Raw genomic sequence first — 26,206 nt, 5'->3', positions numbered from 1 at the left:
CTTCGGCGACGGCAAGGGCAAGCCGCCTGTCGACGACTTCGCGGGTTTGCTCGTTCCAGCTCGGTGTGTCTCGCTTGGCAAGCACGTCATAGGTCGGAAAAGGGTCAGTCACGGGCGAATCTACGGATCAGCAACAGTGCTCCAAGGCCGGCGATGGCAAGCCCCGTGAAGGACGGTGGCGCGGGGATGGGCGGCCCGGCGAGCACGTTCTGTCGCCAGTTCTTCCAGCCTCCCATGTTCTTCGACACGCCATAGGCGTGAAACGCCGATCCCAGCAGGCCCAGCGCCGCGGTGGCGGCGAGCGAGGCAGTGGTGATCCAGGTCACGCGCCCGGTCAGGGCAGCGCGCGCCAGCGCGAGGGCAGCGACCGGCGGGATTGCCACTGGTAACCACATTGCGGGATTGTGATACGCGCCTCGGAAGTGGAGCAGTGCGGCCTCTCCGGCTGTCCCGGCAAGGCCCAAAGCGGTGAAGCCGGCAAGCGCACGCCCCGATAACAACGGCACTGGACCCAGCGCCGCGGCGCCGGAACCCAGTGCCTGGGAGGCTGCGCCGAGCGCACCCGCAACAACCAGCGCGGCAGGTGCACCGATCGGTGCCTGGTAGAAGACATTCCCGAGGCTGAAACCACCCGGCTGCTTGGCAATGTTGTAGATATGGAAGCCCAGACCGGCCGCACCTATCCCCACGCTGGCGGCATGAACGCCGATGGACCACGGTCTGACCGCGCTGTTCGCTCCGCCTCGTACAACGAGCGCGCCGTCAGTGATGAGGGATAACGCCGAAGCCCCGAGCGGCAGGACCATCGCCTTGTTGGCAAAGGAGCCGCGATAATGCTCCACAGAGGAATCCGACAGCACCGAACCGGCAACAATGGCCGCGCCTCCGGCAATCAGTCCCGCAGCGTGAGGTCTATCGTCGGCGGGCATCAGTCTTCCGTGAAAACCTTGCTCATCACCTGCTTCGCTGCACCTTTTAGCATGCCCGCTTCGTTCGGATCGCCCTTCAACGCGCTCGTCATGAACGCCTTGGCCTGCTCGAACTTGATGTGCGGCGGCAGCGGCGGGACCTCCGGATCGGTCTTCACCTCGAGAACGCACGGCTTCCCTGCCGAAAGCGCCTCTTCCCATGCAGAACCGAGCTGCCCTGGGTCGTCCACGAAAATTCCCTTGAGGCCGATCATCTCGGCGAACTTGTGATAGGGCATATCGGGCAGGCGCTGCGTCATTTCGGCCTTCGGATTGCCTTCCATCACCCGTTGCTCCCAAGTGACCTGGTTCAAATCCTCGTTGTTGAGCACGCACACGACGAAGGTCTTGTTGGCCCATTTGTGATGGTACTTGGCCACCGTAATGAGCTCGGCCATATTGTTCATCTGCATCGCGCCGTCGCCCACCATCGCGATCACCGGCCGGTCGGGATAGGCGAACTTGGAGGCGATCGCATAGGGCACGCCCGCGCCCATAGAGGCGAGACCGCCCGAAAGCGAGCCCATCATGCCGCGTCGCATCTGGACATCGCGGGCATACCAGTTGGCGCAGGAGCCGGAATCGCTTGTCAGGATCGCGCGATCCGGCACACGCGGGGATAGCTCGGTAAACACGCGTTGCGGGTTGACCGGGTTGGCTTCCACCATCGCGCGGTCGTGCAGCGTCTCTTCCCAGTCCTTTTTCCAGCCAGCGATATCGTCGCGCCAGCCAGTGTCGGTTTTCTGCTCGAGCAGGGGCAGTAGCGCCTCGATAGTGAGCGCGACATCGCCCTGCAGGTTCACATCGTGCGGGAAGCGGATCGAGAGCATTCCGGGCTCGATATCTACCTGCACCCCGCGCGCCTGGTCTTCCTTGGGCAGGAATTCCGAATAGGGGAAACCGGACCCGAGCGTCAGCAGCGTGTCGCACTCCATCATCAGATCGTAGCTCGGCTTGGTGCCAAGCAGGCCGATCGATCCGGTCACCCACGGAAGATCGTCGGGCAACACGTCCTTGCCGAGCAGCGCCTTGGCCGCGCCTGCACCCAGCTTGTCGGCGATGGCGATGACTTCATCCGTCGCACCCTTACTGCCAGCGCCCACGAGCATGGCCACCTTCTTGCCTGAGTTGAGAACTTCCGCCGCACGCTGGAGGTCGTCCTGCGCCGGGACGATCTTCGGCCTGCTATATCCCACACCCGAGAACACCGCCCCGTGCTTGCGGGGCGGTTCCGCCATGTCCTCTTCCTGCAGATCGTTGGGAAATACGAGCGCGGTGACGCGGTTGTTGCCCTTGGCGATCCGCACTGCGCGGTCCACCAAATGGCGCACCTGCGCCGGGACCATGGCATAGCCGGTGAATGCTCCCGCCACGTCCTTGAACATCGAGGTCATGTCGAGTTCCTGCTGGTAATGCGCGCCCACGGCGGTGCGCGCCTGCTGGCCGACGATGGCCAGCACCGGCATGTGGTCCATCCGCGCATCGTAGAGCCCGGTCAGCAGATGCGAGGCGCCGGGGCCCGAGGTCGCCAAGCACACGCCCAACTCGCCGGTGAACTTCGCATGCGCCGAGGCCATGAAGGCGGCCATTTCCTCGTGGCGCACCTGAACGAATTCGAATTTGTCCTTCATCTCGTCGAGGGCGCCGACAAGACCATTGATGCCGTCTCCGGGATAGCCGAAGATCCGGCGCACGCCCCATTCGTGAAGGCGCTTCCAAACAAATTGCGATACTGTCTGTGCCATGATGTCTCCTGAGTCAGGCCCATCCGTCGTATTTGGGAAACGAAAGGTGCCCGGCGAGAGTTCCGAAAGACCGAGGTCTTGAAAAGAAAACAGGAGCAGGTGCACCATGGATGCGATCGGTTGCAAACGTTGGGTTATCGCCGAGGGCTATATTCCCGGAAGCAGCATGGTGAACGCCGATCGGGCACTGGAAAGCCATGAGACCGCATGTATTCTCAATGCCGGTGATCAGCCTGCCAAGGTGCGGATCACTCTGTTCTTCACTGATCGCGATCCGGTCGGCCCTTATGAAATCGATGTCGGGCCCCGGCGAACACTGCATATGCGGTTCAACGATCTGGCCGAACCGGAGGCGGTACCACGAGACACCAGCTATGCCAGCATCATCGAAAGCGATGTTCCGATCATCGTCCAGCATACCCGGCTCGACAGTCGCGCTGCTGAGATCTCCCTCCTGTCGACGATGGCCTTTCCCGCAGAATAGTTCCGGATTAGAGCGGCAGACGGTCTTCCCGGACAAACAGGTCGGGTGACAACGCATCGAGGTTCGGCACGCCATACTGGCCAAGCTCGTTCATCATCTCGGATCGGAGAAGTTCGATCGCGCGGCTGACTCCCGCAGCCCCGAAAGCGTAAAGGCCATAAAGTGTGGCCCGACCGGTCAGAACCGCGTCCGCGCCCAAGGCGCGTGCTTTGAGAATATCGCTGCCTCGGCGAATGCCACCCGAGATGTAAAGCGCGATACGATCTCCGGAGAGTTCTCGGGCGCGCGGCAGGATATCGAGCGCCGAAACCGCCCAGTCTGCCTGCCTACCCCCATGACCGCCAAGAATAACGCCATCGACACCATGCTCAATCGCGCGTGACACATCCTCGAGATTGAGAACACCTTTGAGGAAAAGAGGCTTGCACCATCGTTCGCGGATCCTGGCGAGGTCGTCCCAGCCAAGCGATTTCGGCATTTGCTCTCGGATCCAGTTCGCGCTGTCGAAGAACGAGCGCTCGTCCTTCGGGACGAAGTCGATGACGTTGGAAAACTCCGGCAGACCGCGCGAAAGCGTCGTCACCAGCCAGCGAGGATGACGTGCAGCGTCGATCAGTCCGGGAAGGTTGGGGAAACCGCTAGCGGTTCGGTTCCGCTCGTCCCATTCGCGTTGACCGAAGATCTGGGCGTTGCTGGTGACCACCAGGGCTTCGCAGCCTGCCCGGTCGGCGCGGTCGACGAGCTCCTGCCAGATTTCCTCGCCACCGAAGACATAGAGCTGCCACCAGTGCCGCAGCCCCGGCACCGCCGCGACATCTTCCATCCTGTCGTTCGACATCGTGCTCTGGATGAACGGTACGCCGGCTTCGGCAGCGCCTTGCGCCAGCGCGACATCGGCATTGCGCATGAAAATGCCGTTGAGGCCGGTTGGCGCAATCGCAAGAGGGAGCGATGCGTCGCGGCCCAGCATTTTTGCGGAAACATCGCGGCACGCTTCGTCGGACAGCGTGAAGGGCATCGCTCGCCATTCTGCAAAGGCTTTGCGTTCCCTGTCCAGTGTGGCTTCTTGCCCCGCGCCGCCCTCGAGATATTCAAGGACGAACCGGGGCATGAGCTTGTGGGCCCGGGCGCGGAGATCCGCGATCGACCTGACCCGCGCTATTTTCCTGCCGGCATAGTGAATGCGCCGGGGAGATGATCCGACTTGGGCGACAGTGCCACTCGCTTCTCCCCGCCTGCTCAGGTCCCGTCCCCTGTCGGATCTGACCTACTGGACCGCACGACCTGGCATCTCCTCGTCGGAAACCCGCCAGACCGTGTTGCCCACATCGTCGGCGACCAGCAGCCCGCCTCGCCCATCTAGGGCAACCCCGACGGGCCGACCGTAAGCCTCGCCATCGGCGCTCAGAAAGCCGGTGAGGATATCGTAGACCGGACCGCTGGGTCGCCCTTCAGCGAAAGGGACAAACACGACCTTGTATCCGCTCGGGGGTTTGCGGTTCCACGAGCCGTGCTGACCTATGAAAGCACCTTGCAGGCCAAGCGGTGCCGGCTTGGAAGGATCGGTAAACGCCAGCCCCAGCGAGGCGGTGTGCGGTCCCAGCGCATAGTCGGGTATCAAGGCCCGCGCGACGAGATCGGGACGTTGGGGTTCGACCCTCTCGTCGACCTGATCACCCCAGTACGAATAAGGCCAGCCATAGAATCCGCCATCCTCGACCGCTGTCATGTAGTCGGGCGGAACGTCCGGTCCAAGCTCGTCACGTTCGTTGACCGCCGTCCAGAGCCGGTCGCTCTCCGGTTCGAAGGCCATTCCCACCGGATTGCGCAAACCGCTGGCGAAGAGGCGTTCGGCACCGGTGCGCAGATCGATCTCGCGGATCGCGGCGCGACCGACTTCCTGCTCCAGTCCACATTCGCCGATATTACTCGCCGAACCGATAGCCACATACAGTTTCGTGTTGTCGGGACTGACGGCGAGGCCGCGCGTCCAGTGCTGGTTATATGGCCCGGCGGGAAGGGTGGCGATTGTCTCGCCCGCACCGGCGATAGTCGTGGCGCCGGTTTCATAGCGGAAACGAAGGACCGCATCGGTATTGGCGACATAGAGATCTGACCCGACCAGCGCCATACCGAAGGGCGAATTGAGACCGGTGATGAAGGGCGTCCGCATATCGGCGACACCGTCATCGTCCGTATCGCGCAAAAGCGTGATACGGTTAGCGCTCGGGACCGCCGAACCAGCCTTCTTCATGAAAAGCTTCATGAAAAAACCCTTGATGCCCTTTCCGAGTTCAGGCTGCGGCGGCGCTGCGGATTCTGCGACGAGGACATCGCCGTTGGGCAGAACATGGAGCCAGCGAGGATGATCTAGCCCGGTGGCGAATGGCGTGACCGCCAAGCCCCGTGCCGGCACGGGCGCGGCGCCGTCGGGCCAGCCGGTGGCGGGGGCGACATCGAACGTTGGCAAAAGAGTCTCGGCCGGTTCGACGATCTGCGGCGCCGGCCCGCTTGCGGCTTCCACCGGTATATCCGCCACATGGCCGCATCCGGCAAGAGCAAGGGAGGCAAGGCAGGTTAAAAGAGCCGTCAGGCGCATGGAGCCTCCTTTTGTAGTTCGGATTCGCCGCGCACTCCCTGTTCGGTAGCCGGTCGCGCAAACGTGAAGAGGCCATAGCGCATGGCACCGGTTCGATAGGCAAGCATCAACCTGGGTAAACTTAGCGCAAAGCTGCGGTTGCGCGTCTCGCTGCTGGTGACAAGTTTACGATAGGAACTGTCGGTGGCGAGCCGTTTCATGAGCCTAAGCAGACAAATGTCCCAGGTCCGCCTTACCTGACGGCTTATATCCTCGAAAGAGAGAAGCTCGAACCCAGCGCGTGCGGCGAAGTCGACATACTCCTCGCGCGTTCCCATTCCTGGAAGTTGCCCTTCGCGGCAAATCGGCTCGAGCAAATGGCGGATCTCCCATGAGCGCGCGCTTTCCGATGCAAGCCAGGCGCAGATCACCAACTTGCCGCCGGGCTTGGTGACGCGATGAGCTTCGGCGAAGCATCTCTCCTTGTCGGACATATGCTCGGTGCTCTCGATCGCATAGGCACCGTCGAAAGACTGTTCCGCCAGATCGTTGTGCAGCCAGTCGCGGAGCAGAAATCGAACACTGCCAGTCCGCTGCTCTGCGCGCGCATGTTGCTCCTGCGAAATCGTAAGGCCGGTAACCTCCACGTCATAGGACGTGGCAAGACGCTCGGCCGTTGCACCATAGCCGCATCCAATATCGCAGAAATGCTGCCCGGCTTCGGGTTCCATGCGTTCGCCGACCAAATCGACTAGTGCGTCCACTGCCTCGCTGGCCCGCTCGTCGCCCGATCGCCAATAGCCATGATGGACATGTTCGCCCCAGACCTCGCGATAAACACGATCGAGCTCGTCATAGTGACCAGAAACATCGCGCGATTGCGGTTGGGAACGGGGAACGATCATCACCGGTTCCAATCCGTGTGGCCGGAGACTTGTTCCGAGTTGCCCTGTAGATAGTATAGAAAATCAGAGATTTGGTGGCAGAGTGCCGCGCAGCGTGGAGTGACTGTATGAGCAAGCGTCTGATCACCCGCTATCTTTCCGGCATCGTCGAGCGCGGAACGCTGGTGGTGCATTTCGCCGACGGTTCGTGCGAGAATTTTGGCACGCCTTCCGAACATTTCCCCGATGTTGCCATCCGATTTGTCGACCGAAAGGTCTCTCGGGACATACTCCTCGACCCGCGACTGGGCGCGGCGGAGGCGTTCATGGACGGGCGCCTGCTTGTCGAGCGTGGCGGGATCATGGAACTGGTCGAACTTTTGCGAGCCAACACGCCTTGGGACCGTGGAGGTTCGATCGGCCCGCCGAGCCGCCTGCGACGATGGCGTAACCGTGCCGCTTTCGCTTTGGAGTCGGTGAATTCGCGGATTGGCTCGCAGCGCAATGTCGCGCATCATTACGATATCGGAAACGCGTTCTACCAACTGATGCTCGATCACCAGCACATGCAGTATAGCTGCGCCTATTGGGACGAAGGCGTCGAGACACTGGCCGAAGCTCAGGAGGCCAAGCTCGCCCATATCGCCGCGAAGCTCGCGCTCGCACCGGGTCAAGAGGTTCTCGATATCGGCTGTGGCTGGGGCGGAATGGCGATCTATCTCGCCCGAACAATGGATCTGAGCGTCACGGGCATCACGCTCAGCGAGGAGCAGCTCGGCCTTGCGCGTACACGCGCCGACGAAGCGGGCGTCTCCGACCGCGTGAAGTTCGAACTGATCGACTACCGCGATCTTGCCGCCAGCGGGCAGCGTTTCGATCGGATTGTCTCTGTAGGCATGTTCGAGCATGTCGGACGCCCGCAATTCGAGACATTCTTCCGCAGCTGCGCCAATATGCTCGCGGATGACGGAGTGATGCTGCTCCATACGATCGGTCGGATCGGCACACCGGGGACAACCGACGCTTTCACGCGCAAATACATCTTCCCCGGCGGCTATATTCCGGCGCTTTCGGAAACCGTCGCGGCGAGCGAGAAATATCGTCTCATTGCCAGTGACGTCGAAGTGCTGCGGCTGCATTACGCCAGAACGCTGCGCGCATGGTATGCCAATTGCGAAGCCAACCGCGAGAGGATCGAGGTAATGTTCGATGCGCGGTTCTATCGCATGTGGATCTTCTACCTAGCCGGCGCCACGGCGGCTTTCGAAAATGGCGGAATGTGCAATTACCAGATTCAGTATTGCCGGGATCGGCGGGCTTTGCCCTTGACGCGCGGATATATGGGCGAGGAGGAAGGGATGTTGCGGGGCAGGTGGGGCAACCTTTCGGGACGGGTTTCTTAAGTTCCTTTGCTGACCTGACAGCAACCGTACGGGCCAGCCACGGAAGATCATGTCCAGATGCTACTGCTCATGGTGCAGTTCTACTTTCGCGCGAAGGAGTTGCATCATCCAATCTGGTCGAACGCAAGGCGCATATCATCAAGGCGACAGCTTCATGCGTGTCTTTCACGTGATTTTCCGCATCATCGAGAGAAACCACCATATCGAGCAGGACGTTTTCGTCGCAGTTTGCTTGACCGTCTTTGCCGACATACCGGTGTCTGACGGTCCTGATCGATCGGATCAGTGACCGGCTGCACCGGGTCCAGATCCATGAACCCGACGTATTGCTCGACGCTGCAAAAAGCCTCGCTGAGATCGGGGCGAGTCTACGATGCTCGCGTGACATACGGATGCGCGCCTTGCGGCGTTACCTTCGCAGATGCAAGGAGCGCGTTCCGCAATTGGTCAGTCGGCTATCGGGATAGGTTTTAGCAATTCAATTCTGCGCTGCTTTCCACGCGCCCATCGAACCCAGGTACACATCCACATTGTCAAAGCCGTGGGCGTCGAGCCAGCCTGCCGCCACTGTCGCCCGCATTCCGCTCGCGCACATGAGGGTGTAGCTGCGGGCCGGGTCCAGATCCTGCCAGCGCTTAGACAGTTCGCCGACATAAATATGCTCCGAGCCGTCGATCGCGGCTGCCGCCCGTTCATCGGCATCACGCACATCGAGCAGTGTCCATTCGTTGTGTTCGCCGGTCAGCCGCCGTTCGACTGTTTCGGTATCCACCATCGGAATCGATCGCATCTTCTTGCCCGCCGCCGCCGCGGGCACCACGCCTACGTAACCACCCAGAACGTTGTCCAGTGCAATGCGGACCAGGTGTTCCATGGCAGTATTCAGCTGGCCCTGCGACGAGGCGATCAGGGCGACACTCTCCCCTTCGCCGATAAACCACCCCGCAAAGGCGGGGATCATCCCAACCGGGAGATTGATACTGCCGGGCAGATGGCCCGACGCATAGGCGAGCGGCTCGCGGATATCGACGAGGTGGTCCGCGCCGCATTCGCCTAGCTCCTGTAGCGACATCGGTTTCGGCTCAATGACCCGCGGAGCGGGACTCCCGCCCTCCAGGTTCAGCCGCTCCATCAACCTGAAATAGGGAGGCTGATAATGGTTCTCTCCCACCTTGAAGTCGATAAAGGCTTCGCGGTCCTCGATCTGCAGCCGCGGATTGTTGTGCCGCTCGTGGCCCACGCTTGAGAACTCGCGGTCGGCCATGCCCGACCCGCAAACAGAACCGGCGCCGTGGGCCGGATAAATGATGGCCTGATCGCCCAGGTCGCAGATCTTGCGCAGGGAATCATAGAGCAGGCCTGCGACCTCGCGTTTGCGGTCGGGATAGAAGTCGGTGCGTCCGACGTCGCCGACGAACAAGACGTCGCCGGTAAACACGGCAACGGCTTTCTCCGGATATTCGGTGTCGAACAATGCGTAGGCGAGATGATCGAATGTATGGCCCGGCGTCTCCAATACGCGGAATTCGAGCTGGCCGACGCGATAGCTGTCGCCCTCGCACGTCGTTTGCGCATAGACGACTTCGCCATCGGCGTTCGGGCCGTGCAGCACCTTTGCCCCGGTCATGTCGGCCAGGACCGCTGCGCCGGAAACGAGGTCCTCATTACGATGCGTCTCGAAAATATGCGTGATCGCCAAGCCTTCGGCGCGGGCCTTCTCGATATAGATGTCGCAATCGCGGCGCGGATCGATCACTGCCGCCTGCCCGCCGGACCCGACGAGATAGGACAGATGGGATAGGCCGGGTGTCTTGATTTTTTCGAGAAGCATGATGAGTTTCCTTCTGGTCGGTTTACGAGGGGATGCGGTCAGGCCGAAAGCAGGCCTCCGAGCAAAACGGTTGGCAACCGTAAAGGATTGCGAGTTCACAGGAAAAGTGCCGCCTGTGCGGACGATGAGGAAAAACAAGTGCGTCGAGAATGCCTATAGCGATGGACGCCGAGAGATATGCCAATCTCGATTTCCTTTTTGGATATTCGTTCATATCAAACCTCGAGCGATATCGTCGGGCAGAGACGGATCGGCATTATCCCGCGACAATTCGCGAAACGCGCGGTTCTGCGACAGGAACACACGCCCGCCGATTTTCTCGAGAAATTCGGTTCGCTTGAGCCGATCCATCACCGGGCCTTTAACTTCCGATAGGTGGAGGTCGATCCCGCTATCGGAGAGCCGGTGATTGATCGCCTCGAGGCTTTCCAGGCCCGAGGCGTCCACTTCGTTGACCGCACTGCACATCAGGATGACGTGGCGCACCTCTGGCTGGTCCGCGACGCGCTCGAGCACATATTCCTCCAGCCAGCGCGCATTGAGATAGGTCAGGCTTTCATCGATACGGATCGACAGGACGTGCGGAACGGTAAAGACATCATGCCGCTCCACATTACGGAAATGTTCGGTTTCCGGAACACGCCCGACGATAGCCGCGTGCGGCCGCGATGCGCGCCACAGATACAGCAGCAGACCAACCACGACACCGGTAATCACGCCCAGTTCCACGCCAGCCAAGAGAGTGGTGACGATGGTCGCCAGATGCGCTGCGAAATCCGCCTTGGAATAGCGCCACAGCTGACCGGGCGTCTTCAGATCGACCAGGCTGAGCACCGCGACGATAATCGTGGCCGCCAGCGTGGCGATAGGCAGGCTGAACAGCAGCGGCGTAAGGAACAGCGATGCCAGGGCGATCCCGATGGCCGTATAGGCGCCCGCAGCCGGCGTTTCCGCGCCGGCATCGAAGTTTACCACCGAGCGGGCGAACCCGCCCGTCACCGGATAGCCGCCCGAAAAGGCGCTTGCGATATTCGATGCGCCCAAGCCGATCAGCTCCTGGTCGGGCGCAATACGCTGGCGTCTCTTGGCGGCCAAGGTCTGCGCGACCGAGACGCTCTCCACGAAACCGATCACCGAGATCAGCAGCGCGGGCACCCATAGCTGCGCGATCAGGTCCATGTCGGTCGACGGGGTGGCGAAAGGCGGCAGGCCCTGCGGAATGGCCCCGACCAGATCGACGCCCTTTTCCGCAAGATCGAGCATAACGGCCGCGAGAATGGTCAGCGCCACCGCGATCACGGGCCCCGCCTTAGCAGCGATATCGGCGGCGCGCGGTTTCAGGCCGATCCTCAAGAGGGCTGGTTTCAGTCCGCCCCTGACCCAGAACAGGAACAGCGTCGCCGGGATACCGATGGCCAGCGTCCACGGATTGGTCAGGCCTATATTGGACGCAAGCGATCCCAGCATCTCCGGCCAATTGTCGCCGCCGCCCGAAATCCCGAGAATATGCTTGATCTGGCTCGTGGCGATCAGAATGCCGCTGGCCGTGATGAAGCCGCTGATCACCGGATGCGAGAGCAGGTTGGCGAGAAAGCCCAGCCGAAGAAAGCCCAGCACAGCCAGCATGATGCCCGACAGAGCGGCCAGCGTGATCGCGGCTTCGAGATATTCGGCCGTGTCCTGCGCAGCGACAGCGCCCGCGGCCGATGCGGTCATCAGTGACAGGACCGCGACCGGACCCACCGCCAGCGTCCGGCTCGTCCCAAACAGCGCATAGGCCACCAGCGGCAGGATCGAGGCATATAGCCCGACGACCGGTGGCAGCCCGGCGAGCAAGGCGTAAGCCAGGCTTTGCGGGATAAGCATAATCGTGACGATCACCGCCGCCACCAGATCGTTCGTCAGGACAGAACCATTATAGGTGCGCCCCCATTGCAGAATGGGGAGGTAGCGTGCCAGCAAGGTGGGTTCGGCCATGGCTTCGATTGCTCCGACGACGCTTTAGCGCTGCGGCTCGAACAAGCGTACGATCAGCATTCCGCCCAGCATCGCCACCACGAAAGCCGCCGCCTTTGCCGGTTCGATCGCCAGTGCAGCGAATCCAGGTCCGGGACACAGGCTGGCAATTCCCCAACCGGTGCCGAACAGCGCCGCGCCGCCGATCAGACGGGGGGTCAGGTCGGTCCGGTCGGGAAGAGCGAACGTCGCGCCAATCAAAGGCTGCGCCATGCGTGCCTGGATCCGCCAGGCAATCGCCATCACGATCACCGCGCCGCCCATCACGAAAGCAAGAGTGGGATCCCAGTCCCCAAAAATGTCGAGAAAACCGCGTACACGCGCCGGGTCGACCATGCCGCCCAGCGCCAGCCCGGCGCCGAACAACGTCCCCGATAGGAGCGTCACCGGCCACGAACGCGTCATGACAGCACCTCCAGCCCAAAGGCATTCATGATGGCGACGGTCGCGATCCCGGCCGCCATGAAGGTCACCATGGCGACGAGCGAGCGCTGTGACAACCGGCTGACTCCGCAAACGCCGTGGCCGCTGGTGCAGCCACTGCCGATGCGCGTGCCGATGCCGACCAGCAGGCCCGCCACAATCAGCGGTACGTAACCGGCAAAGCTGGCCTGGATCCCGCCAGGGCCCCAGGCAATCAGCATTGCGCCAATCGGCAGACCCAGGACAAACGCCCACGCGCCGGATCTGGGCGTACCGTCACCGCTGATGCCGAAGGCGCGGGCGGCGATGCCGGACACGCCGGCAATTCGCCCTGCGCCCAGCAGCATCAGCGCGGCCGCGAGGCCGATGAGCACGCCTCCGAGCAATCCTGCCAGTGGAGCGGCGTCGGGAAATCCGGGCAGCATCACAGCTTGTTCACCGGCATCTTGAGGTAGGACGTGCCGTCATCTTCCGGCGGAGGCAAATGTCCACCGCGCATGTTCACCTGGATGGCGGGCAGGATCAGGCGCGGCATCTCCAGCGTCGCATCGCGCTGCGTGCGCATATCGACGAACTCATCCTCATCAACATCTTCGTGAAGATGCACATTGGCTGTGCGCTGTGCGAGCATGGTGGTTTCCCAGACGAATTCGGTGCGGTTGGGTGCCTTGTAATCATGGCACAGGAATACCCGCGTCTTGTCCGGCAGGCGCATCAGTCGCCGGACCGAGCGATAGAGATTGCGCGCATTGCCGCCCGGAAAATCGGCCCGCGCAGAGCCATAATCGGGCATGAACATCGTATCGCCGATAAAGGCCGCATCGCCCACGATATAGGCGATGTCGGCCGGGGTATGGCCGGGAACGTGGAGCGCGATCAGCGGTATATCGCCGATCATCAACTCGTCGCCATCCTCCAGCAGGCGGTCGAACTGCGAGCCGTCGCGCTCGAATTCGGTGCCTTCGTTGAACACCTTGCCGAACACGCCCTGAACGGTCACGATGTCGCGGCCGATGGCCATTTCGCCGCCCAGCTTCTCCTGCAGATAGGGCGCGGCCGACAGGTGATCGGCATGTGCGTGGGTTTCCAGAATCCAGTCGACGGTCAGGCCTGCCTCGCGCACATAATCGATAATCTCGTCCGCCGCTTCCAAGCTGGTGCGGCCCGAAGGCTGATCGAAATCCCAGACGCTGTCGATAATGGCCGCGCGCTTGGTCTGATCGTCGCTGACGACATAGGTCGCGGTAAAGGTCGGCTCATGGAAGAACGCTTTGACGTGAGGCGCTCGCGGATTGCCGGCAAGAACGCCGTTCACCTGTTCGATGGCCTTTTCGATATTCGTGTCGTCACTCATACTGTCTCTCCGATGTCGTCGCTCGGCTGGGGGATTGGCCGAGCTCAGGGCAAAACATGTCATGCAGCAATTCCAGAACACGCTGCGCATTGGGGTCGCACACACGGTAGAACACCGACTGGGCCTCCTTGCGGGTCGCGACGAGATCGCCTTCGCGCAATTTTGCGAGGTGCTGCGACAGGGCGGACTGGCTCAGCCCGACGCGCTGCGCCAGATCCCCGACGGACAACTCGCCTTCCTCGGCCAGGAAGCAGAGGACCAGCAGGCGCGATTCGTTGGCCATCGCTTTCAGCAGGCGGCTGGCCTCGCCAGCCTGGCGCATGAAATCCGTTTCTGAAGGCCCGTCCTGGCCCATAATCTTCTCCATTAGCTATTACTAATTTAGAGCAGGCTAAGATATTCTCAAGGAATGACTTTTGCCTTTCACCGATCTTTCGATGGTGGCATTGGAACCTGTAGCCGCTCCAGCTTCGTTGAGCGGGCAGGAGAGTGAACATGGAATACGATTTGGTAGTGATCGGCACGGGGACTGCAGCCATGGTTTGCGCTATGCGCGTTGCGAAAGCTGGCTGGAAAGTCGCGGTCGTCGACGAGAAACCGTTTGGCGGCACCTGCGCGCTACGCGGCTGCGATCCCAAAAAGATGCTGGTGGCCGGCGCAGAAGCGATCGAAGCAAAACAACGAATGACAGGTCACGGGGTAGAGGGGACTTTACGCATCGATTGGTCCGACCTTATCCGCTTCAAGCGCAGCTTCACCGACCCCGTGCCTGAAAAGCATGAGCGTCGGTATGAAGAGGCCGGCATCGTGACCTTGCATGGAACGGCAAAATTCACGGGGCCTGATCGGCTCTCCGTAGGCGACCAGGAAATCGAATACCGCAAAATCCTGATTGCGTCAGGAGCCAGACCTATACCTCTAGTCATCCCGGGCGAAAAGCACCTGATCGACAATGAGGGCTTTCTCGAATTGCCCTCGCTGCCGAAGCGGATCGTGATGGTCGGCGGCGGATATATCGCCGCCGAGTTTGCGCATATCGCCGCCCGCGCGGGAGCCGAGGTAACGATCCTCCAGCGGGGACCGCGCATGTTGACGCAGTTCGAACCAGAACTGGTGAGCTGGCTCATGGATGCGATCAATCGGATCGGTGTCCGCGTGATTACCGATACGACCGTCGATGCCATTCGAGAACGGGACGGAGAGTATACGGTCCATGCGAGTGGCAAGGAGGGGCCGATCGAGGTTGCGGCCGATCTTGTCGTTCATGCGGCAGGACGGGCCCCGGCGATTGAGCGGCTCGATCTCGAAAAGGGCGGTGTCGCAGTCGAAAACGGAAAGCTGAAGCTGAACGAATTTCTGCAGAGCGTGAGCAATCCGGCCGTCTACGCTGCCGGAGATGCTGCCTCGAACGGGCCGCCACTCACGCCCGTTTCCAGCCATGATGCAAAAGTTGTCGCGACCAATCTCGTCGAAGGCAATCACCGCAAGCCCGACTACAAAGGTGTACCGAGCGTGGCCTTCACGCTTCCGCCTATCGCCCGGGTTGGCCTCACCGAGGCCGACGCGAAAGAGGCGGGGCTGAAATTTCGAACAAAGTGCGAGCGGACCTCTCAATGGTTCACCGCCAGGCGGATCGCTGAACCGGTCTACGGCTACAAGACACTGGTTGATGAGCAGACGGGGAAGATACTGGGCGCCCACCTTGTCGGACCCGGCGCAGATCAGACCATCAATATTTTCGGACTGGCGATCCGCCATGGGCTCACTGCGGACGATCTGAAGACTACGATGTTCGCCTATCCAACCGGCGCGTCTGACATCGGATACATGGTCTAGGGGTGGGTCTAGGGCCGGGCGGTTTCCAGCATGTCTATGACTGCGCAGTCGGGCACATGCCCGCCCGAACACTGCTCGACGGTGGCGGCTAGGTGCCGTTCCAATCGGACGAGATCGTCGATTTTGCCCCGCACTTCTTCGAGGTGATGAACTGCAATCTTGCGCACTTCGTCGCAGCATGCTTTGGCAGGACCGCCCAGGTCCAGAAGTGTCCGAACCTCCTTTGGCGCAAAGCCTAGTTCGCGCGCCCGCTTGATGAATTTGAGTGTGCGAAGGTGACCATCGTCGAACACCCTGTGACCGCCTGCTGTGCGCTCCGGCGCACCGAGCATTCCGATCTTCTCGAAATACCGGATCGTCTCGATATTGACGCCGGTCTTGCGCGCCAGCTCACCTATCGACAGGCCGCCCATGTCGAATCTCCTTGCACCTATATCTACTACAGGAAGTACATAGGGATCGAATCGAGCGGAAGCAAAGATGACCGAGCAGACTATCCAATACGACGAGCCGAAAAACGTGAGCGATCGCGGGGTGGCTGGCGTCGGAGTACTGGCAAGTGCAGCTGCGCTTCTCTCCGCGGCTGCTTGCTGCGTTCTGCCCTTGGCCCTTGTCGCGGTCGGCCTTGGCGCTGGAGGGCTCGCATGGTTTGTTCCCTACCACTTGCCGCTCACAATCGCAGCCTTCCTAGTCGTGGCCCTTGGGTGGTTTCTTCACTTGCGCAAAGTGCGTTTTTGCAGTGCTGATGGCTGTGCGCAGCCTGCCCACAGCAGCGCTACCCGGCTGATATTGCTGATTGCCACCGCGATGGTCGTTCTGTCCGCGCTATGGGGTTTTATTGAACAACCGCTGATGCGTGCACTCGGAGGAGCCTGATGCAGACTGTCTCCACGATCACTTGCCCCCAATGCGAAGCGGCCACGACCGAAACCATGCCGAGCAACGCATGCTGGTTCTTTTACGAGTGCCCGCATTGCCAGAAAAGGCTGAAGCCGCTGGCCGGAGACTGCTGCGTCTTTTGCTCTTATGGAGATGTGCCATGTCCGCCCATTCAGGAGGCGCGCGAAAATGGCGGCGGTTCCACTTGTGGCGCGTCGCAGTAGAGGACCGCATCACCAACGGTGCGAACGAGATGTCTGTTCCAGTCGTCGAGGGCTTTGCCCTATTTCCTGTTTCCAGTTGGGGCGCTGGTAGGCGCGCGCAACGCCTGCTTGCGAACCGCTCACATGGTTCACCACCGCCAAGCCAGCTTCGGGTAAGGATACCGCTAGCGATTTCAACGAGGAGAAATGCAAGCGACAAGAACCCCGATATTACAAACGAAGGTTGCCAAATGGCCCTATATGACCCATACGATGCCATATAGGAGTATCATGATGACTGCATTTCAGCCTGTAGACACCGCAATTCGCGATTTTCGGCCCGTCCCGATTACCGATGACGAGGCCGCTGCGATGTTTCGTGCGGTGGTAAACCTGTTCGGAAAATGGGATGTGACCGACGAACAGGCATCCACACTGCTTGACGTCCCCGTGCGGTCTTACCGCCGCTGGAAAGCGGACGGTGAACCCGGCCGGATCGACCGCGACGGCAAGGCGCGATTGTCCAACCTGATCGGTATTCACAAGGCGCTGCGCTATATCTTTCGTGAGACACGGCGCGCCCATGACTGGATCAAGGCACCCAATAGCGCATTTCAGGGTCGCTCCGCGCTCGATATCATGCTGGGCGGCGAACTGACCGATCTGATGCGGGTGCGCCGCTATCTCGACGCCGAGCGTGGCGGCTGGTGATCGATCCCGACACGGTCCCGGTTTCCACCATTGAATGGCAAGACGCGGTCCGTATCATCCGCAGCATCCATCCGCCGATCGATCTGTTCGAGGATATTGCCGATCCTGCCGACTGGCCGCTGCTCATCTCGGCGGAGCAAAAGACCAATCCGCGATTGATGGAAAATATCGGCAATCTCAACCTCGTACCGCAAGAACGGCGTGTCGGCGGACCGGGGGCGACGTATCTTATGGCACCGTTCACCCATGTCAGCCCCGACCGCCCGACGCGATTCAGTGACGGCAGCTATGGCGTGCTCTATGCGGGCAACAGCTTCGAGGTCGCGCTGCTCGAAACCATTCATCATCATAGCCGCTTCATGGCGCGCACGAACGAAGCACCAGGCTGGACTTCGCAATTCCGCGAGGTCGTGATGGACATCAATGCGCGGTTGCATGATCTCCGCGCGGATGAGGGACGATTTAGTAAAGCCGCGGATCCGAATGACTATTCGGCAAGCCAAACGCTGGGAGGGCAGTTACGGGCAGCCGGGTCCAACGGCGTGGCTTATTCCAGCGTGCGCCGCGAAAGTGGCGAGTGTGCTGGCCTGTTCTATCCCGACCTCGCCTCAAATGCGATCCAGGGTCGCCATCTTGATTATCATTGGGATGGGGAGCGGGTTGATCTCTACCGCGATACCAGGACAGGGGAAGTGTTTCGGATCGTGTGACATGTGAGATGCAAATTTTCGGCGGAAATTTTGGAAGGGACGCGGCGCTGACCATACGCCGACAGCTCTGGTCTAATATTGCTGTGGGCGGCCTGTCGATATCCCCGCGACCGCCTGTTCCATCATCAATCGTGTCGAACGCAAAGCGCAATTCAACAAAATGCGATCTTCTTGAGTGCAGCCGATATAAATTCGCGCGTCTTCGGGATCGACGAGCATATCGATCAGAGCGGTTTCGTCGCCGCTTCGATCGCCATCTTCGCCGGCAACAAAGGATCGTTTCATAGCCGCTTCGCAAAGGGTCATCAGGCTATCAAAAACTGGGACGAGAATTTCAAGCCGATGCCGCGCCAGCGTCTGGTATATGTAGGGCTGAACCGCTTCGCCATGATCCTTGGCATCGCGCCAGCATCGCATGACGTCCAGAATTATGCTTTCCGGCATATCCAATGCTTCATCAAAGCGGACCGCCTGAGCCTCCGCCATTGTTTAAAGCCTCTCTAGTCTCTCGAACAGAGTCTTGGATCAGGACGCGCGGAACCAATTTATTGTATCACATACCGAGCGGGGTGGGCGAGCGGTCGCCTGATCGACAAAGCTTCAGTACGGCGATACCGGCGATCAATCATCCTTGTCGGCGTGCTCGGGTTTCCCTTGGCGCTCGCCCTTGGCGAAATCCTCAAGCTCGTCCTCGCTCATCGAGTCGTACATGTCTTTCGAAGCGCCTTGCAGATCGCTCACCTTGGTATCGCCGCGCTTCGCAGACAGAGCTGCTCCTGCGGCTTTTTGCTGGGCTTTCGATTTTGTCGGCATGGTATCTGCTCCTCGTCTCCACTCAATATGCTTCTCGCCACTTCGTGCGCGCTCGGTTCGTGGCTTCCGTCACCAGTAAGGTGTGACCGCCCAATAGTCGTACGACCGCGTCTGGTAATCGCGGTCATAAGCGGTGTCGCGCTCACTTTCCTTATAGGTCGGCGCGCCCTTCAACTGATCCTCGGTCACGTCGAGCTGATAGCCACCCAGATCGGTATTGTAGTCGAACTTCTCCCAAGGAAGGCTGTGCAACTCGCCGCCCATACCAAGGAAGCTGCCCACCGAAATCTCGACATCGCGGGCCTGACCACCGCGTTTTTCGATCAGGACACGTTCGACAGTACCGATCTTGTCGCCATTGGACCCATAGACCGCCGTTCCTTCGACGCGGTCGCTGCCAATCAGATCGCTGCTCCTTACGTTTTGATGCGACATCGTGATAACTCCTTTCCGACTGAAATTGACCAAGAGTGACTTGGTCACAGCGGAGTAACGCTCGCACCGCGATGATAGTTTCTCCGCTCGTCGCAAAAATCCTCTTTGATAACAAAGGTTAGTCACTGAAGCAGTAGGCTGATCGCCATTTAATATGAGCAAGGCGCTCGAACGGCCCGGCGGTTTTCTCGTCGAGAATAGGCTGGCAGCACGGCAGGAAACCGCGTCAAGTTTGCGCGCAACTTGCTGGGGGGCGCTGCGGGATCACATTATGGCGGCTCTGGGAATCCCGGTCCGGAGCCTAATCTTCCGACTTCGAATGCTCGACTATCATCAGAACAAGCCCTGAGAAAACCAACCCAAAGCCCAAGAGGTGAGACCAGCGAAAAGGTTCGCCGAGCAACAAATAAGATAGCACAAGCGCGCTGAGGGGCATGACCGCCATAGCACCTGCCGTGAGTGCTCCCGGCGCTTTGCGGGCACCATTATACCATAAAACAGGAGCAAGCCCCGCTGTAGCCGCGCCCCAGAAGGCTACCGCAAACCACCCAGTCTGACCTACGTCGGAAAAATCGAACGGTTGGGGGTCGAAAACGATAGCCAGAACAACAAAAACCAACGCAGCAATCAATGAGGCTGCCAGCGTGGCCTCCAGCGAGCTTATACCGTCGGACAGTTTCCGTGAAAGCAGGGTGTAGGCTGCCTCGAAACACACGGCCATTGCGACAAGAGCTGCGCCGAGGATCGGAGCTTCCGTGTCTCCGCCTCCTTCCGTTCGTAGCAGATTGATTGCTACTATCCCCGCGACCGCAAGGGCCAGTGCTCCCGACGTCCGCCAGTTCATTGCGGCACCGAAGAAAACTACGGCCGCGCCGGCAGTCACTGCCGGTGTTGCGCTCATGATCGTCGAGCCGATCACGCCTGTAGTGAGACGCATACCAAAAAGCATGGCTGCGGTGAAACCGACCATCCCGAATAATGAAATCGCGACAATCACCCACCAGTCCGACCGCTTCGCACCGGCAAACCGTTTCGTCAGCAGCCATGTAAATGGAGCAAGGACCAGACAAGCGATCAGCATTCGCATGCATGATGCCGTGAAGACCGAGAACTGTTGCCCGATTAGCTTGCTGAGCGGCGTCGCACTGCCAAAGAGTGCCATGCCCAGCAAAAGCTGCACAACAATCGCAGGAGCGGTCGAGCGTCTTTCGGATGCCATGATACTGCAAAAAGTTAGCATGCCGGGCTCCGCTTGGAAAACATAGTCTTGTTTCCGTTTCGCGGGCGGCGTCTCGTGTCAGATAGCTCAGTTCTTCAAGGATCTCGTCTATTTCTTATGCTGCGCCAGAGCCCGATCGCACGTATTCGAGCGATGAGAATTGGGAGGTTGGGAGTGATACGGACGTGACCCGCTCATCCGGCGACCGACCGAGATCAGTCCTAGGGCCACGCGCGCTACTTGGTAGCGGATCCGCGCACAAGCTTTCCTGGGAAGGGTTCCGAAAGGCAGGCCGAGCTGATCCGCTAGAATGATAATACTTCTTATGTTAAATCCGATACTTATTGTTAGCATATCAGAGTGCATGTAAAGTTCGCTGACGCAAGAGCGTCAGCCTTAGAAAACCGAAGGCCCTGTTAGCAGTGCCGGGTTCCATTTGCTGGTTGACCTCGGCAAACCATCTGGTGGCGTGCTCTTCATTGAGCTCGTCGATGCAGAGACCCGGAAAAGCCTCCTGCAAGTAGAGCCGCCGGTAGCAGCCATTGATGTTCTTGGTCTTTGGGACACCAGCGCATTGCCCATTTCTCCCAGAACTCGTCGAGGAACTGGGTGAGCAGAAGGATTTCGGCGAACTGATCGACATCTGCGAAAGTGGCGGGAGGGCGGTGTAATGACCGCTGGCACACTTTCACGCACCGAGAAAATTGTCCGGCTCAATGACCGGGCGCGGCAGGCGATGGGGCTGGCCGGTGTTGCCGTGGCGACAGAGGGATTCCGGGCCTTGCCCGAGGCAGATCGGTCTCGGGTGCGTGAGTTGATCGAGACCTTCGACGCCTTCGTGCCGGACAACGATCCGTAAGGCGCGCGTGATTTCGGAACGATCTATCAGGGCGGCGATGGAAATTGGACGATCATGCGACCGGCACAACTTGCCGAAACCGTGTTCTGGAAGATCGATTCCTACGACCGCGATTTGCGGTTCGGCAGCGAGAACCCGGCCAACCTAGCGACTGCCCGTCGAGTGCTGACGATCATGCTTGCCAGCGAATATTGAGGGGTGGAGCATGACCAGGCGCAATCCACCGGTCCACACCGCCGGACCCGACCCCGACCAGATCACCATGCCGGGCGTGCGCCCGGCCACTCTTAGCGAGATGTTGCAATGCCGCGCCGACATGCCGCGAGGTGCTCGGGCCGTGCAGCAACCGATACCTTGACGCGAACATCGCGGTCGAGCCGGTCGAGGATGCGCATCAGCCGGTCGACGGTGAAGCGGTCGAGCTTGACCTGGCGGATGCGCGAGAAATCGGCCGCCGCGATACCTGTGCGGGCCTGGGCATCGCGGACGGTCAGTTTTTCCTTGTCGAGCGTCTTGACCACTTCGGCGGCGAGGATCGCGCGGAGCTGACGCAGGCTCGCATCGGCCACGTCGAAATCGGCAAAGACATTGCCTGACCCGCGCACCAGTTCGATGTCGTCCTTCTGTTCGGTCATTCCAGCATCTCCTTCAATCGTCTGATCCGCTCGCGCACGAGGTCGATCTCGCGCTGCGGCGTCGATATTCCCTTCGTCGACTTCTTCTGGAAGGCATGCACCACCCAGATATCGTCATCCAGTTGCAGGGCGTAGACGACACGGTAGGCATCGCCGCGCTCCTTGATCGCCAGCTCCCAAACACCGGAGCCGAGACCAGCGAGCGGCTTGGCGATGTCCGGCGCCCCGCCATCGGCCACGATCGTCAGCGCATCGAGCGCCTTGTCGATCGCACGGGCCGGGAACGCCCCGAAATCCTTGCGCGCTGCCTTGATCCACGAAATCGGTCGAAGCGTTGGGGCGCGACATGATCCTATGTAGTCATATCTGACAACACTTGTCAATCGGGTATGTCGGGATGTTTGCCAGCGTGATCGAAGCGAAGCTTTCGTCTAACCATGTTTTCGGATTCATCCTGGTAGGACGTTCCCCACCTTCCCTGACCGCCCTCGTGCCGTGCGGAGATCAAAACCGAAGCCTTCCATCCGGCTCCGCAGACGCCCTTGGCGATGCCGAACGGCAGCCAAAGGCGCTGCCAATTCCTGCGGTGAATATAGACGTCAATCTCCGCATCGCCCAATATATTCACGGCAGTTCGTGTGGAGATTGGGGAGTCTATTCTCCGCCAACCGCATGGAACCAGAGCGACCGGATGCGAAAAGTCGGTCGCTTAAGCCTTTTCAACCGACCGATATGCCACTCCGATCCGGTGCTTGGCGCTTTCGCGTCGACGACGAACTGCATCGACAAAACGCCGCGCCGACGCCGCATTCGGAAAGCTGTCGCGCGCGCCCTTTCCTTTACAACCTATGCGACCCCAGTGACGATCGACGACGGTCCAGCCAAACAGGTCAAGCGTGACCGTGAGCTGATAATCGCGTGCGATGTTGCGCGCAGTATCGACAGCCCGCCAGTGCTCGCGGCATTCGAAGTGCTTTGCCATGAATAAACATTACTCACACCGAAACCCGCAAATCCAACGCAGAAACTGAATCACCGCCCTGCCCTGTGATTCAAATCTTCGATTAAGCATCGCAGGGGTCCTGCTATCCGAGCTTGGGCCACGCGGCCTGACATTTTCCGCAAGGACCTAAAGCATGCGGCGGAGGCCGCGCTTTCGCCGTCGATGCGACAAAATGATGACAACGTGGGCTATCTGAAGTTGATATCATCCCACTCGTTGAGGGTTGGCTTGACCCAGGATCTGATCGCGTTGGGCGCTGACGGTGTCGCGATCTTGAATGCAATGCGCTGGGATTCTGCATCGACGGTGCTGCGATACGGCAGGAAGCTGCAGGCATATTCGAGCGCAACCGCACGGTTTCTGGGAAACGATCCGCAATAAGACCAGGGTTTGATTCCGGACAACGAAGTTTCGATACTAGCTTTATTGAAACAGCATCTTCTCGAGTGCATCCGCCAGTTCACATCGCTTCTTGGCAGGGAGCCGGTCCAGATTGCGTTGCTTCCACAGGACGGCAGGCAGGTGCCAAGCTTCCGGTATGCCGAGAAGTTGCCAGTCCGGCTCTCCGCGTTTGAAGCCGACCAGAAACCGCCGATGCGCATCGGGCATGTCGGCAACCATCGCAGCGATGATCGCCTCGCGCGCTTCTTCAAGATCGGCCAGCGCGATCGGCTCATGCGTCATTCCGACAAAACCGCGCTCGAATTCCTCCATAAGCGGTTTTCGTGTCGGGGCAAGAACTTCGCCAATCGGGCGATGGTGACTGATGACGTAGACAAGGAATGCGCGCCGCAGCTCGTCGCCTATACCTTCGTGCGCCAGGAGATCGCGCACGTCGAAAAGATCGCGAGGGTGCTGGCGGTCGAGCGCCGCGACGATCTTGCCCGCATAAAGGTCGCCGAAGGATACGACCTGCAATTCGGCAAAGCCAAAGGCGTCTTCGACTGTTGGCACAACGCTCTTCACGGCAGGATCGTAGACGGTGCCGCGCAGTACCGGCGTCACCTCAATCTTGATCTGCACGCCTCCGGCGCGGACGACCAGCTTGGTGACGATTTTCTCGTCGGCCGAGCGCGAAGCATGGACCTTCGCATCCGGTATTCCGCGTTCGATCCGTTTCGCTATTCGCAGCATGGCCGCGTCGATCGCGGCAAGTGACCTGGTGCGATCCTCGACCGGCAGATAGGTCAGGTCGATGTCCACCGACAGGCGCGGCATGTCGCGCACGAACAGGTTGATCGCGGTACCGCCTTTGAGGGCGAAGGCTTCTTCCTGCGCCACGAAAGGAATGGTGCGGATGAGAAGGGCGACCTGTTGCCGGTAAGGGTCGAGAAAGGCCATGATGCCCGCTACCCCGCCAGATCGGACGGTACGGTTATGTGGTAGCCGGGGTCGAGCGTGCCACCTCTGACCAGGACGCGCTTCCCCGATCCAAGATCGACACGGGTCACATCGAGCCGGGATCGCCAGGCATGCCGGTGGCGGTCCGCGAAGAACAGGAATAGCCGTTTTACCTTCACGCTGGCACACGTCTCCAGCAGGGTTTGCAGGCGACGCGGGCTGAGATCGCTCAGCCCTTCCATCAGGGCATCGACTTGATGGAAACTCTCATGCTTGGGCAACTCGTCGAGCAGCTCGAGCACGGCGCGTTCCTTGCTGGCATAGCGGATGGGCAAGCTTAGGCCAGCGGCGCTGACCATGACCGGGCTGGGTTCCGGCGGCGCGCCGGCATCGCCGGGAAACAGACGCAGACTGTTGTGCCAGCGGAAGGCTACGTCGAGCGGCAAGCTGTCCAGCCATGTCGGCGGTCGCTTCGGCCCGTAGAGGTGAACCTCGCGCATCTCCGCCGAAAGGTAATGGGCATAGCCTAGCTGTTCGAGTGCGGTGCGCCCGCCGACGGTCAGCGGCAGGTCCAGCACGGTCTGGAGCGAGATAACCACCTGCGGCCATGTCAACGGCGCGCGCGAGCGACGATAGACCCGCCGCGCCGGACTTTCGAGCCAGCCAGCGCGGACATACTGGCTGCGCAGCGCCGATGAATAGCCGTGAGCCTCCATCCACGCGGCATCGGCCAGGAGTCCCTCGGGGAGTTCCCGCTGGAGCCGGTTTAGCTTGCCGTCCGAACGCTTAGTCATGCTTCGTGTTTTGGCATACCTTCAAACCAAAATCCAGTTTGAAGCTTTCCGCTTTTGCCAAGCCAAGCTTGGTGTTTGGCGAAGTCTACAAACCTTAGCTCGGACTCAGGGCCCAAACCTGCGGTCGAACTCACGCCTCAGCCGCGAGATCTCGGACGTCTAGTCTGCGAGGTATCCGCGCTGACAATGTTTCGGCATCCCGCTCAAAAGCAGACCAGTTCTCTTAATCTCCGCATTGCGCAATACATTCGCGACAGTTCATGCGGAGATTGGAAAGCCTATTTTCCCAAACTGCCTGAAACCATGGCTACGGGATGTGAAAGGTCGCTCGCCTATGTTTCTTCAACGGACCGATATGCCACTCCGATCCGGCGCTTGGCGCTTCCGCGTCGACGACGAGCTGCATCGACAAAACGCCGAGCCGACGCCGAATTCGGAAAGCTGTCGCGCGCGCCCTTCCCGTTACAACCTATGCGACCCCAGTGACGTTCGACGACGGTCCAGCCAAACAGGTCGAGCGTGACCGTGAGTTGATAGTCGCGTGCGATATTGCGCACGGTGTCGACAGCCCGCCAGTGCTCGCGGCATTCGAAGTGCTTTGCCATGGAAAAACATTGCTCACACCGAAGCCCTCAAATCCAACGCAGAAACTGAATCACCGCCCTGCCCTGTGATTCAAATCTTCGATTAAGCATGCAATGTGTGCACTGCCTTCCAACCCTGTCCCATGCGCAGGTTTGGAATTGCCCGCAAGGACCTCGATCAAAGGACTCCGTAACGGACCGCCCGTCCTGATTTGAACGCAGCATTCCGCCAGTTATTGTTTTTAATGACCTAGAATGCTATGCCCAGACAGGAGCGAATGATGGAAACCTTTGATCCATACGCAAATGACGGACCGATCGAGTACGTCGTTAAGACCGGTGACCCATCGCGTGGCGCATCGATGCGAGATGAACGAATCCTCCTCGATGATGGCTTTGATGCTTCTTACAGTTCTGGCGAAACAAGCTCTGGCTCTCTGACCGCTCTCGTTTTAGCTATCCTTTTCATGATCGTAGCTTTCGCCAGCATGTAGGCTG

32 protein-coding genes and 1 pseudogene are annotated in these 26,206 nt (G+C 60.1%); 11 read left to right on the top strand and 22 right to left on the bottom strand.

Going from position 1 to position 26,206, the window contains the following annotated elements; all coding sequences use genetic code 11:
• Positions 1-104 precede the first annotated feature (104 nt).
• Both Q9K01_RS12225 and Q9K01_RS12220 read right to left on the bottom strand, forming a co-directional pair.
• Positions 105-929 (bottom strand): hypothetical protein, encoded by an 825-nt coding sequence (locus Q9K01_RS12225; RefSeq protein ID WP_066850788.1) that lies wholly within the window; start codon positions 927-929, stop codon positions 105-107.
• A complete protein-coding gene (locus Q9K01_RS12220; protein ID WP_305930508.1) occupies positions 929-2,713 on the bottom strand; it encodes a thiamine pyrophosphate-requiring protein in 1,785 nt (594 codons plus the stop codon). Before Q9K01_RS12220 ends, Q9K01_RS12225 begins: the two co-directional genes overlap by 1 nt.
• A gap of 106 nt (positions 2,714-2,819) precedes the next feature.
• On the opposite strand from Q9K01_RS12220, the gene Q9K01_RS12215 reads away from it, so the two are divergent.
• Entirely contained in the window at positions 2,820-3,197 is a 378-nt protein-coding gene (locus Q9K01_RS12215; RefSeq protein ID WP_066850790.1) for a sensory rhodopsin transducer, read from the top strand.
• A 7-nt stretch (positions 3,198-3,204) separates the two neighbouring features.
• On the opposite strand, the gene Q9K01_RS12210 is transcribed toward Q9K01_RS12215, so the two are convergent.
• From Q9K01_RS12210 to Q9K01_RS12200, 3 genes are all read right to left on the bottom strand, one after another.
• On the bottom strand, positions 3,205-4,308 hold the full coding sequence (locus Q9K01_RS12210; RefSeq protein ID WP_087910614.1) for an alpha-hydroxy acid oxidase: 1,104 nt from the start codon (positions 4,306-4,308) through the stop codon (positions 3,205-3,207).
• Positions 4,309-4,464: 156 nt separating this feature from the next.
• Positions 4,465-5,796 (bottom strand): PQQ-dependent sugar dehydrogenase, encoded by a 1,332-nt coding sequence (locus tag Q9K01_RS12205; protein ID WP_422785316.1) that lies wholly within the window; start codon positions 5,794-5,796, stop codon positions 4,465-4,467.
• Positions 5,787-6,680 (bottom strand): class I SAM-dependent methyltransferase, encoded by an 894-nt coding sequence (locus Q9K01_RS12200; protein WP_305930572.1) that lies wholly within the window; start codon positions 6,678-6,680, stop codon positions 5,787-5,789. The genes Q9K01_RS12205 and Q9K01_RS12200 overlap by 10 nt, the downstream gene beginning before the upstream one ends.
• A gap of 107 nt (positions 6,681-6,787) precedes the next feature.
• Here Q9K01_RS12200 and Q9K01_RS12195 point away from each other — a divergent pair, with 107 nt between their 5' ends.
• Positions 6,788-8,062 (top strand): SAM-dependent methyltransferase, encoded by a 1,275-nt coding sequence (locus Q9K01_RS12195; protein WP_305930506.1) that lies wholly within the window; start codon positions 6,788-6,790, stop codon positions 8,060-8,062.
• Between the two features lie 478 nt (positions 8,063-8,540).
• Here the strand turns inward: Q9K01_RS12195 and Q9K01_RS12190 are convergent, their stop codons facing one another.
• The 6 genes from Q9K01_RS12190 to Q9K01_RS12165 form a co-directional block, all read right to left on the bottom strand.
• Positions 8,541-9,893, bottom strand: coding sequence for an MBL fold metallo-hydrolase (locus Q9K01_RS12190; protein WP_063612649.1), 1,353 nt, complete (start codon positions 9,891-9,893; stop codon positions 8,541-8,543).
• Positions 9,894-10,103: 210 nt separating this feature from the next.
• A complete protein-coding gene (locus tag Q9K01_RS12185; protein ID WP_063612648.1) occupies positions 10,104-11,870 on the bottom strand; it encodes a SulP family inorganic anion transporter in 1,767 nt (588 codons plus the stop codon).
• Between the two features lie 24 nt (positions 11,871-11,894).
• A complete protein-coding gene (locus Q9K01_RS12180) occupies positions 11,895-12,314 on the bottom strand; it encodes a DUF6691 family protein (protein WP_063612647.1) in 420 nt (139 codons plus the stop codon).
• Complete coding sequence (locus Q9K01_RS12175; RefSeq protein WP_305930505.1) at positions 12,311-12,757, bottom strand: YeeE/YedE family protein; 447 nt, start codon at positions 12,755-12,757, stop codon at positions 12,311-12,313. Before Q9K01_RS12175 ends, Q9K01_RS12180 begins: the two co-directional genes overlap by 4 nt.
• Positions 12,757-13,686 (bottom strand): MBL fold metallo-hydrolase, encoded by a 930-nt coding sequence (locus Q9K01_RS12170; protein WP_063612645.1) that lies wholly within the window; start codon positions 13,684-13,686, stop codon positions 12,757-12,759. Before Q9K01_RS12170 ends, Q9K01_RS12175 begins: the two co-directional genes overlap by 1 nt.
• A complete protein-coding gene (locus Q9K01_RS12165) occupies positions 13,679-14,053 on the bottom strand; it encodes an ArsR/SmtB family transcription factor (protein WP_225871717.1) in 375 nt (124 codons plus the stop codon). Before Q9K01_RS12165 ends, Q9K01_RS12170 begins: the two co-directional genes overlap by 8 nt.
• A gap of 128 nt (positions 14,054-14,181) precedes the next feature.
• On the opposite strand from Q9K01_RS12165, the gene Q9K01_RS12160 reads away from it, so the two are divergent.
• The gene (locus tag Q9K01_RS12160) at positions 14,182-15,522 is read left to right on the top strand and encodes a dihydrolipoyl dehydrogenase family protein (protein WP_063612644.1); all 1,341 of its coding nucleotides are present in this window, start codon (positions 14,182-14,184) and stop codon (positions 15,520-15,522) included.
• An 8-nt stretch (positions 15,523-15,530) separates the two neighbouring features.
• Here the strand turns inward: Q9K01_RS12160 and Q9K01_RS12155 are convergent, their stop codons facing one another.
• Positions 15,531-15,935 carry a MerR family transcriptional regulator gene (locus tag Q9K01_RS12155; RefSeq protein WP_063612643.1) on the bottom strand — a complete coding sequence of 135 codons (405 nt, stop codon included), beginning with the start codon at positions 15,933-15,935 and terminating at the stop codon, positions 15,531-15,533.
• Between the two features lie 67 nt (positions 15,936-16,002).
• Here Q9K01_RS12155 and Q9K01_RS12150 point away from each other — a divergent pair, with 67 nt between their 5' ends.
• The 4 genes from Q9K01_RS12150 (at position 16,003) to Q9K01_RS12135 (ending at position 18,025) form a co-directional block, all read left to right on the top strand.
• Positions 16,003-16,398: a hypothetical protein gene (locus Q9K01_RS12150; protein WP_185885840.1), complete on the top strand. Its 396-nt coding sequence runs from the start codon at positions 16,003-16,005 to the stop codon at positions 16,396-16,398.
• Positions 16,398-16,625, top strand: a complete 228-nt coding sequence (locus Q9K01_RS12145; RefSeq protein ID WP_082834648.1) for a GDCCVxC domain-containing (seleno)protein — start codon at positions 16,398-16,400, stop codon at positions 16,623-16,625. Before Q9K01_RS12150 ends, Q9K01_RS12145 begins: the two co-directional genes overlap by 1 nt.
• Before the next feature lie 273 nt (positions 16,626-16,898).
• Positions 16,899-17,315 (top strand): MbcA/ParS/Xre antitoxin family protein, encoded by a 417-nt coding sequence (locus tag Q9K01_RS12140; RefSeq protein WP_063612731.1) that lies wholly within the window; start codon positions 16,899-16,901, stop codon positions 17,313-17,315.
• On the top strand, positions 17,312-18,025 hold the full coding sequence (locus Q9K01_RS12135) for an RES family NAD+ phosphorylase (protein WP_305930504.1): 714 nt from the start codon (positions 17,312-17,314) through the stop codon (positions 18,023-18,025). Before Q9K01_RS12140 ends, Q9K01_RS12135 begins: the two co-directional genes overlap by 4 nt.
• A gap of 72 nt (positions 18,026-18,097) precedes the next feature.
• Here Q9K01_RS12135 and Q9K01_RS12130 read toward each other — a convergent pair whose 3' ends face one another.
• The 4 genes from Q9K01_RS12130 to Q9K01_RS12115 all read right to left on the bottom strand — a co-directional run bounded on the left by Q9K01_RS12130 (position 18,098) and on the right by Q9K01_RS12115 (position 20,492).
• Complete coding sequence (locus tag Q9K01_RS12130) at positions 18,098-18,511, bottom strand: hypothetical protein (protein ID WP_063612640.1); 414 nt, start codon at positions 18,509-18,511, stop codon at positions 18,098-18,100.
• A 135-nt stretch (positions 18,512-18,646) separates the two neighbouring features.
• Complete coding sequence (locus Q9K01_RS12125) at positions 18,647-18,838, bottom strand: DUF3008 family protein (protein ID WP_063612639.1); 192 nt, start codon at positions 18,836-18,838, stop codon at positions 18,647-18,649.
• Between the two features lie 69 nt (positions 18,839-18,907).
• The gene (locus tag Q9K01_RS12120; protein WP_063612638.1) at positions 18,908-19,273 is read right to left on the bottom strand and encodes a PRC-barrel domain-containing protein; all 366 of its coding nucleotides are present in this window, start codon (positions 19,271-19,273) and stop codon (positions 18,908-18,910) included.
• Positions 19,274-19,574: 301 nt separating this feature from the next.
• Positions 19,575-20,492: a DMT family transporter gene (locus tag Q9K01_RS12115; RefSeq protein WP_063612637.1), complete on the bottom strand. Its 918-nt coding sequence runs from the start codon at positions 20,490-20,492 to the stop codon at positions 19,575-19,577.
• A gap of 545 nt (positions 20,493-21,037) precedes the next feature.
• Between Q9K01_RS12115 and Q9K01_RS12110 the strand changes: the two genes are divergently transcribed.
• The 3 genes and pseudogenes from Q9K01_RS12110 to Q9K01_RS12100 form a co-directional block, all read left to right on the top strand.
• A complete protein-coding gene (locus Q9K01_RS12110) occupies positions 21,038-21,163 on the top strand; it encodes a hypothetical protein (protein ID WP_257730376.1) in 126 nt (41 codons plus the stop codon).
• The gene (locus tag Q9K01_RS12105) at positions 21,163-21,351 is read left to right on the top strand and encodes a hypothetical protein (RefSeq protein WP_082834649.1); all 189 of its coding nucleotides are present in this window, start codon (positions 21,163-21,165) and stop codon (positions 21,349-21,351) included. The genes Q9K01_RS12110 and Q9K01_RS12105 overlap by 1 nt, the downstream gene beginning before the upstream one ends.
• Before the next feature lie 15 nt (positions 21,352-21,366).
• Positions 21,367-21,546, top strand: a pseudogene (locus tag Q9K01_RS12100) (DUF3768 domain-containing protein); the annotation flags it as partial.
• Between the two features lie 92 nt (positions 21,547-21,638).
• Here the strand turns inward: Q9K01_RS12100 and Q9K01_RS12095 are convergent.
• The 6 genes from Q9K01_RS12095 to Q9K01_RS12070 all read right to left on the bottom strand — a co-directional run bounded on the left by Q9K01_RS12095 (position 21,639) and on the right by Q9K01_RS12070 (position 25,729).
• Positions 21,639-21,986 (bottom strand): helix-turn-helix domain-containing protein, encoded by a 348-nt coding sequence (locus tag Q9K01_RS12095; protein ID WP_063612636.1) that lies wholly within the window; start codon positions 21,984-21,986, stop codon positions 21,639-21,641.
• On the bottom strand, positions 21,983-22,369 hold the full coding sequence (locus Q9K01_RS12090; RefSeq protein WP_063612635.1) for a type II toxin-antitoxin system RelE/ParE family toxin: 387 nt from the start codon (positions 22,367-22,369) through the stop codon (positions 21,983-21,985). Before Q9K01_RS12090 ends, Q9K01_RS12095 begins: the two co-directional genes overlap by 4 nt.
• A 326-nt stretch (positions 22,370-22,695) precedes the next feature.
• Positions 22,696-22,968 carry a WGR domain-containing protein gene (locus Q9K01_RS12085; RefSeq protein WP_067502382.1) on the bottom strand — a complete coding sequence of 91 codons (273 nt, stop codon included), beginning with the start codon at positions 22,966-22,968 and terminating at the stop codon, positions 22,696-22,698.
• 444 nt (positions 22,969-23,412) lie between these two features.
• Entirely contained in the window at positions 23,413-24,330 is a 918-nt protein-coding gene (locus tag Q9K01_RS12080; protein WP_067505954.1) for a nucleotidyl transferase AbiEii/AbiGii toxin family protein, read from the bottom strand.
• A gap of 8 nt (positions 24,331-24,338) precedes the next feature.
• Positions 24,339-25,124, bottom strand: a complete 786-nt coding sequence (locus Q9K01_RS12075) for a type IV toxin-antitoxin system AbiEi family antitoxin (protein ID WP_094744547.1) — start codon at positions 25,122-25,124, stop codon at positions 24,339-24,341.
• A gap of 332 nt (positions 25,125-25,456) precedes the next feature.
• Positions 25,457-25,729 carry a WGR domain-containing protein gene (locus tag Q9K01_RS12070; protein WP_067501020.1) on the bottom strand — a complete coding sequence of 91 codons (273 nt, stop codon included), beginning with the start codon at positions 25,727-25,729 and terminating at the stop codon, positions 25,457-25,459.
• Between the two features lie 257 nt (positions 25,730-25,986).
• On the opposite strand from Q9K01_RS12070, the gene Q9K01_RS12065 reads away from it, so the two are divergent.
• A complete protein-coding gene (locus tag Q9K01_RS12065; RefSeq protein WP_179408788.1) occupies positions 25,987-26,202 on the top strand; it encodes a hypothetical protein in 216 nt (71 codons plus the stop codon).
• Positions 26,203-26,206: the final 4 nt, after the last annotated feature.

The sequence above is a fragment of the Qipengyuania benthica genome (genome assembly GCF_030717865.1).
In the GTDB taxonomy this organism is placed as follows: domain Bacteria; phylum Pseudomonadota; class Alphaproteobacteria; order Sphingomonadales; family Sphingomonadaceae; genus Qipengyuania; species Qipengyuania benthica.
This window is presented reverse-complemented; position numbering and strand designations above follow the sequence as displayed.

Coding starts and splice junctions, on each gene's coding strand:
- Q9K01_RS12225 (WP_066850788.1), bottom strand. CDS start 929: ATGCCCGCCGACGATAGACCTCACGCTGCGGGACTGATTGCCGGAGGC.
- Q9K01_RS12220 (WP_305930508.1), bottom strand. CDS start 2,713: ATGGCACAGACAGTATCGCAATTTGTTTGGAAGCGCCTTCACGAATGG.
- Q9K01_RS12215 (WP_066850790.1), top strand. CDS start 2,820: ATGGATGCGATCGGTTGCAAACGTTGGGTTATCGCCGAGGGCTATATT.
- Q9K01_RS12210 (WP_087910614.1), bottom strand. CDS start 4,308: ATGCCCCGGTTCGTCCTTGAATATCTCGAGGGCGGCGCGGGGCAAGAA.
- Q9K01_RS12205 (WP_422785316.1), bottom strand. CDS start 5,796: ATGCGCCTGACGGCTCTTTTAACCTGCCTTGCCTCCCTTGCTCTTGCC.
- Q9K01_RS12200 (WP_305930572.1), bottom strand. CDS start 6,680: ATGATCGTTCCCCGTTCCCAACCGCAATCGCGCGATGTTTCTGGTCAC.
- Q9K01_RS12195 (WP_305930506.1), top strand. CDS start 6,788: ATGAGCAAGCGTCTGATCACCCGCTATCTTTCCGGCATCGTCGAGCGC.
- Q9K01_RS12190 (WP_063612649.1), bottom strand. CDS start 9,893: ATGCTTCTCGAAAAAATCAAGACACCCGGCCTATCCCATCTGTCCTAT.
- Q9K01_RS12185 (WP_063612648.1), bottom strand. CDS start 11,870: ATGGCCGAACCCACCTTGCTGGCACGCTACCTCCCCATTCTGCAATGG.
- Q9K01_RS12180 (WP_063612647.1), bottom strand. CDS start 12,314: ATGACGCGTTCGTGGCCGGTGACGCTCCTATCGGGGACGTTGTTCGGC.
- Q9K01_RS12175 (WP_305930505.1), bottom strand. CDS start 12,757: ATGCTGCCCGGATTTCCCGACGCCGCTCCACTGGCAGGATTGCTCGGA.
- Q9K01_RS12170 (WP_063612645.1), bottom strand. CDS start 13,686: ATGAGTGACGACACGAATATCGAAAAGGCCATCGAACAGGTGAACGGC.
- Q9K01_RS12165 (WP_225871717.1), bottom strand. CDS start 14,053: ATGGAGAAGATTATGGGCCAGGACGGGCCTTCAGAAACGGATTTCATG.
- Q9K01_RS12160 (WP_063612644.1), top strand. CDS start 14,182: ATGGAATACGATTTGGTAGTGATCGGCACGGGGACTGCAGCCATGGTT.
- Q9K01_RS12155 (WP_063612643.1), bottom strand. CDS start 15,935: ATGGGCGGCCTGTCGATAGGTGAGCTGGCGCGCAAGACCGGCGTCAAT.
- Q9K01_RS12150 (WP_185885840.1), top strand. CDS start 16,003: ATGACCGAGCAGACTATCCAATACGACGAGCCGAAAAACGTGAGCGAT.
- Q9K01_RS12145 (WP_082834648.1), top strand. CDS start 16,398: ATGCAGACTGTCTCCACGATCACTTGCCCCCAATGCGAAGCGGCCACG.
- Q9K01_RS12140 (WP_063612731.1), top strand. CDS start 16,899: ATGACTGCATTTCAGCCTGTAGACACCGCAATTCGCGATTTTCGGCCC.
- Q9K01_RS12130 (WP_063612640.1), bottom strand. CDS start 18,511: ATGGCGGAGGCTCAGGCGGTCCGCTTTGATGAAGCATTGGATATGCCG.
- Q9K01_RS12125 (WP_063612639.1), bottom strand. CDS start 18,838: ATGCCGACAAAATCGAAAGCCCAGCAAAAAGCCGCAGGAGCAGCTCTG.
- Q9K01_RS12120 (WP_063612638.1), bottom strand. CDS start 19,273: ATGTCGCATCAAAACGTAAGGAGCAGCGATCTGATTGGCAGCGACCGC.
- Q9K01_RS12115 (WP_063612637.1), bottom strand. CDS start 20,492: ATGGCATCCGAAAGACGCTCGACCGCTCCTGCGATTGTTGTGCAGCTT.
- Q9K01_RS12110 (WP_257730376.1), top strand. CDS start 21,038: ATGTTCTTGGTCTTTGGGACACCAGCGCATTGCCCATTTCTCCCAGAA.
- Q9K01_RS12105 (WP_082834649.1), top strand. CDS start 21,163: ATGACCGCTGGCACACTTTCACGCACCGAGAAAATTGTCCGGCTCAAT.
- Q9K01_RS12095 (WP_063612636.1), bottom strand. CDS start 21,986: ATGACCGAACAGAAGGACGACATCGAACTGGTGCGCGGGTCAGGCAAT.
- Q9K01_RS12085 (WP_067502382.1), bottom strand. CDS start 22,968: ATGGCAAAGCACTTCGAATGCCGCGAGCACTGGCGGGCTGTCGATACT.
- Q9K01_RS12080 (WP_067505954.1), bottom strand. CDS start 24,330: ATGGCCTTTCTCGACCCTTACCGGCAACAGGTCGCCCTTCTCATCCGC.
- Q9K01_RS12075 (WP_094744547.1), bottom strand. CDS start 25,124: ATGACTAAGCGTTCGGACGGCAAGCTAAACCGGCTCCAGCGGGAACTC.
- Q9K01_RS12070 (WP_067501020.1), bottom strand. CDS start 25,729: ATGGCAAAGCACTTCGAATGCCGCGAGCACTGGCGGGCTGTCGACACC.
- Q9K01_RS12065 (WP_179408788.1), top strand. CDS start 25,987: ATGATGGAAACCTTTGATCCATACGCAAATGACGGACCGATCGAGTAC.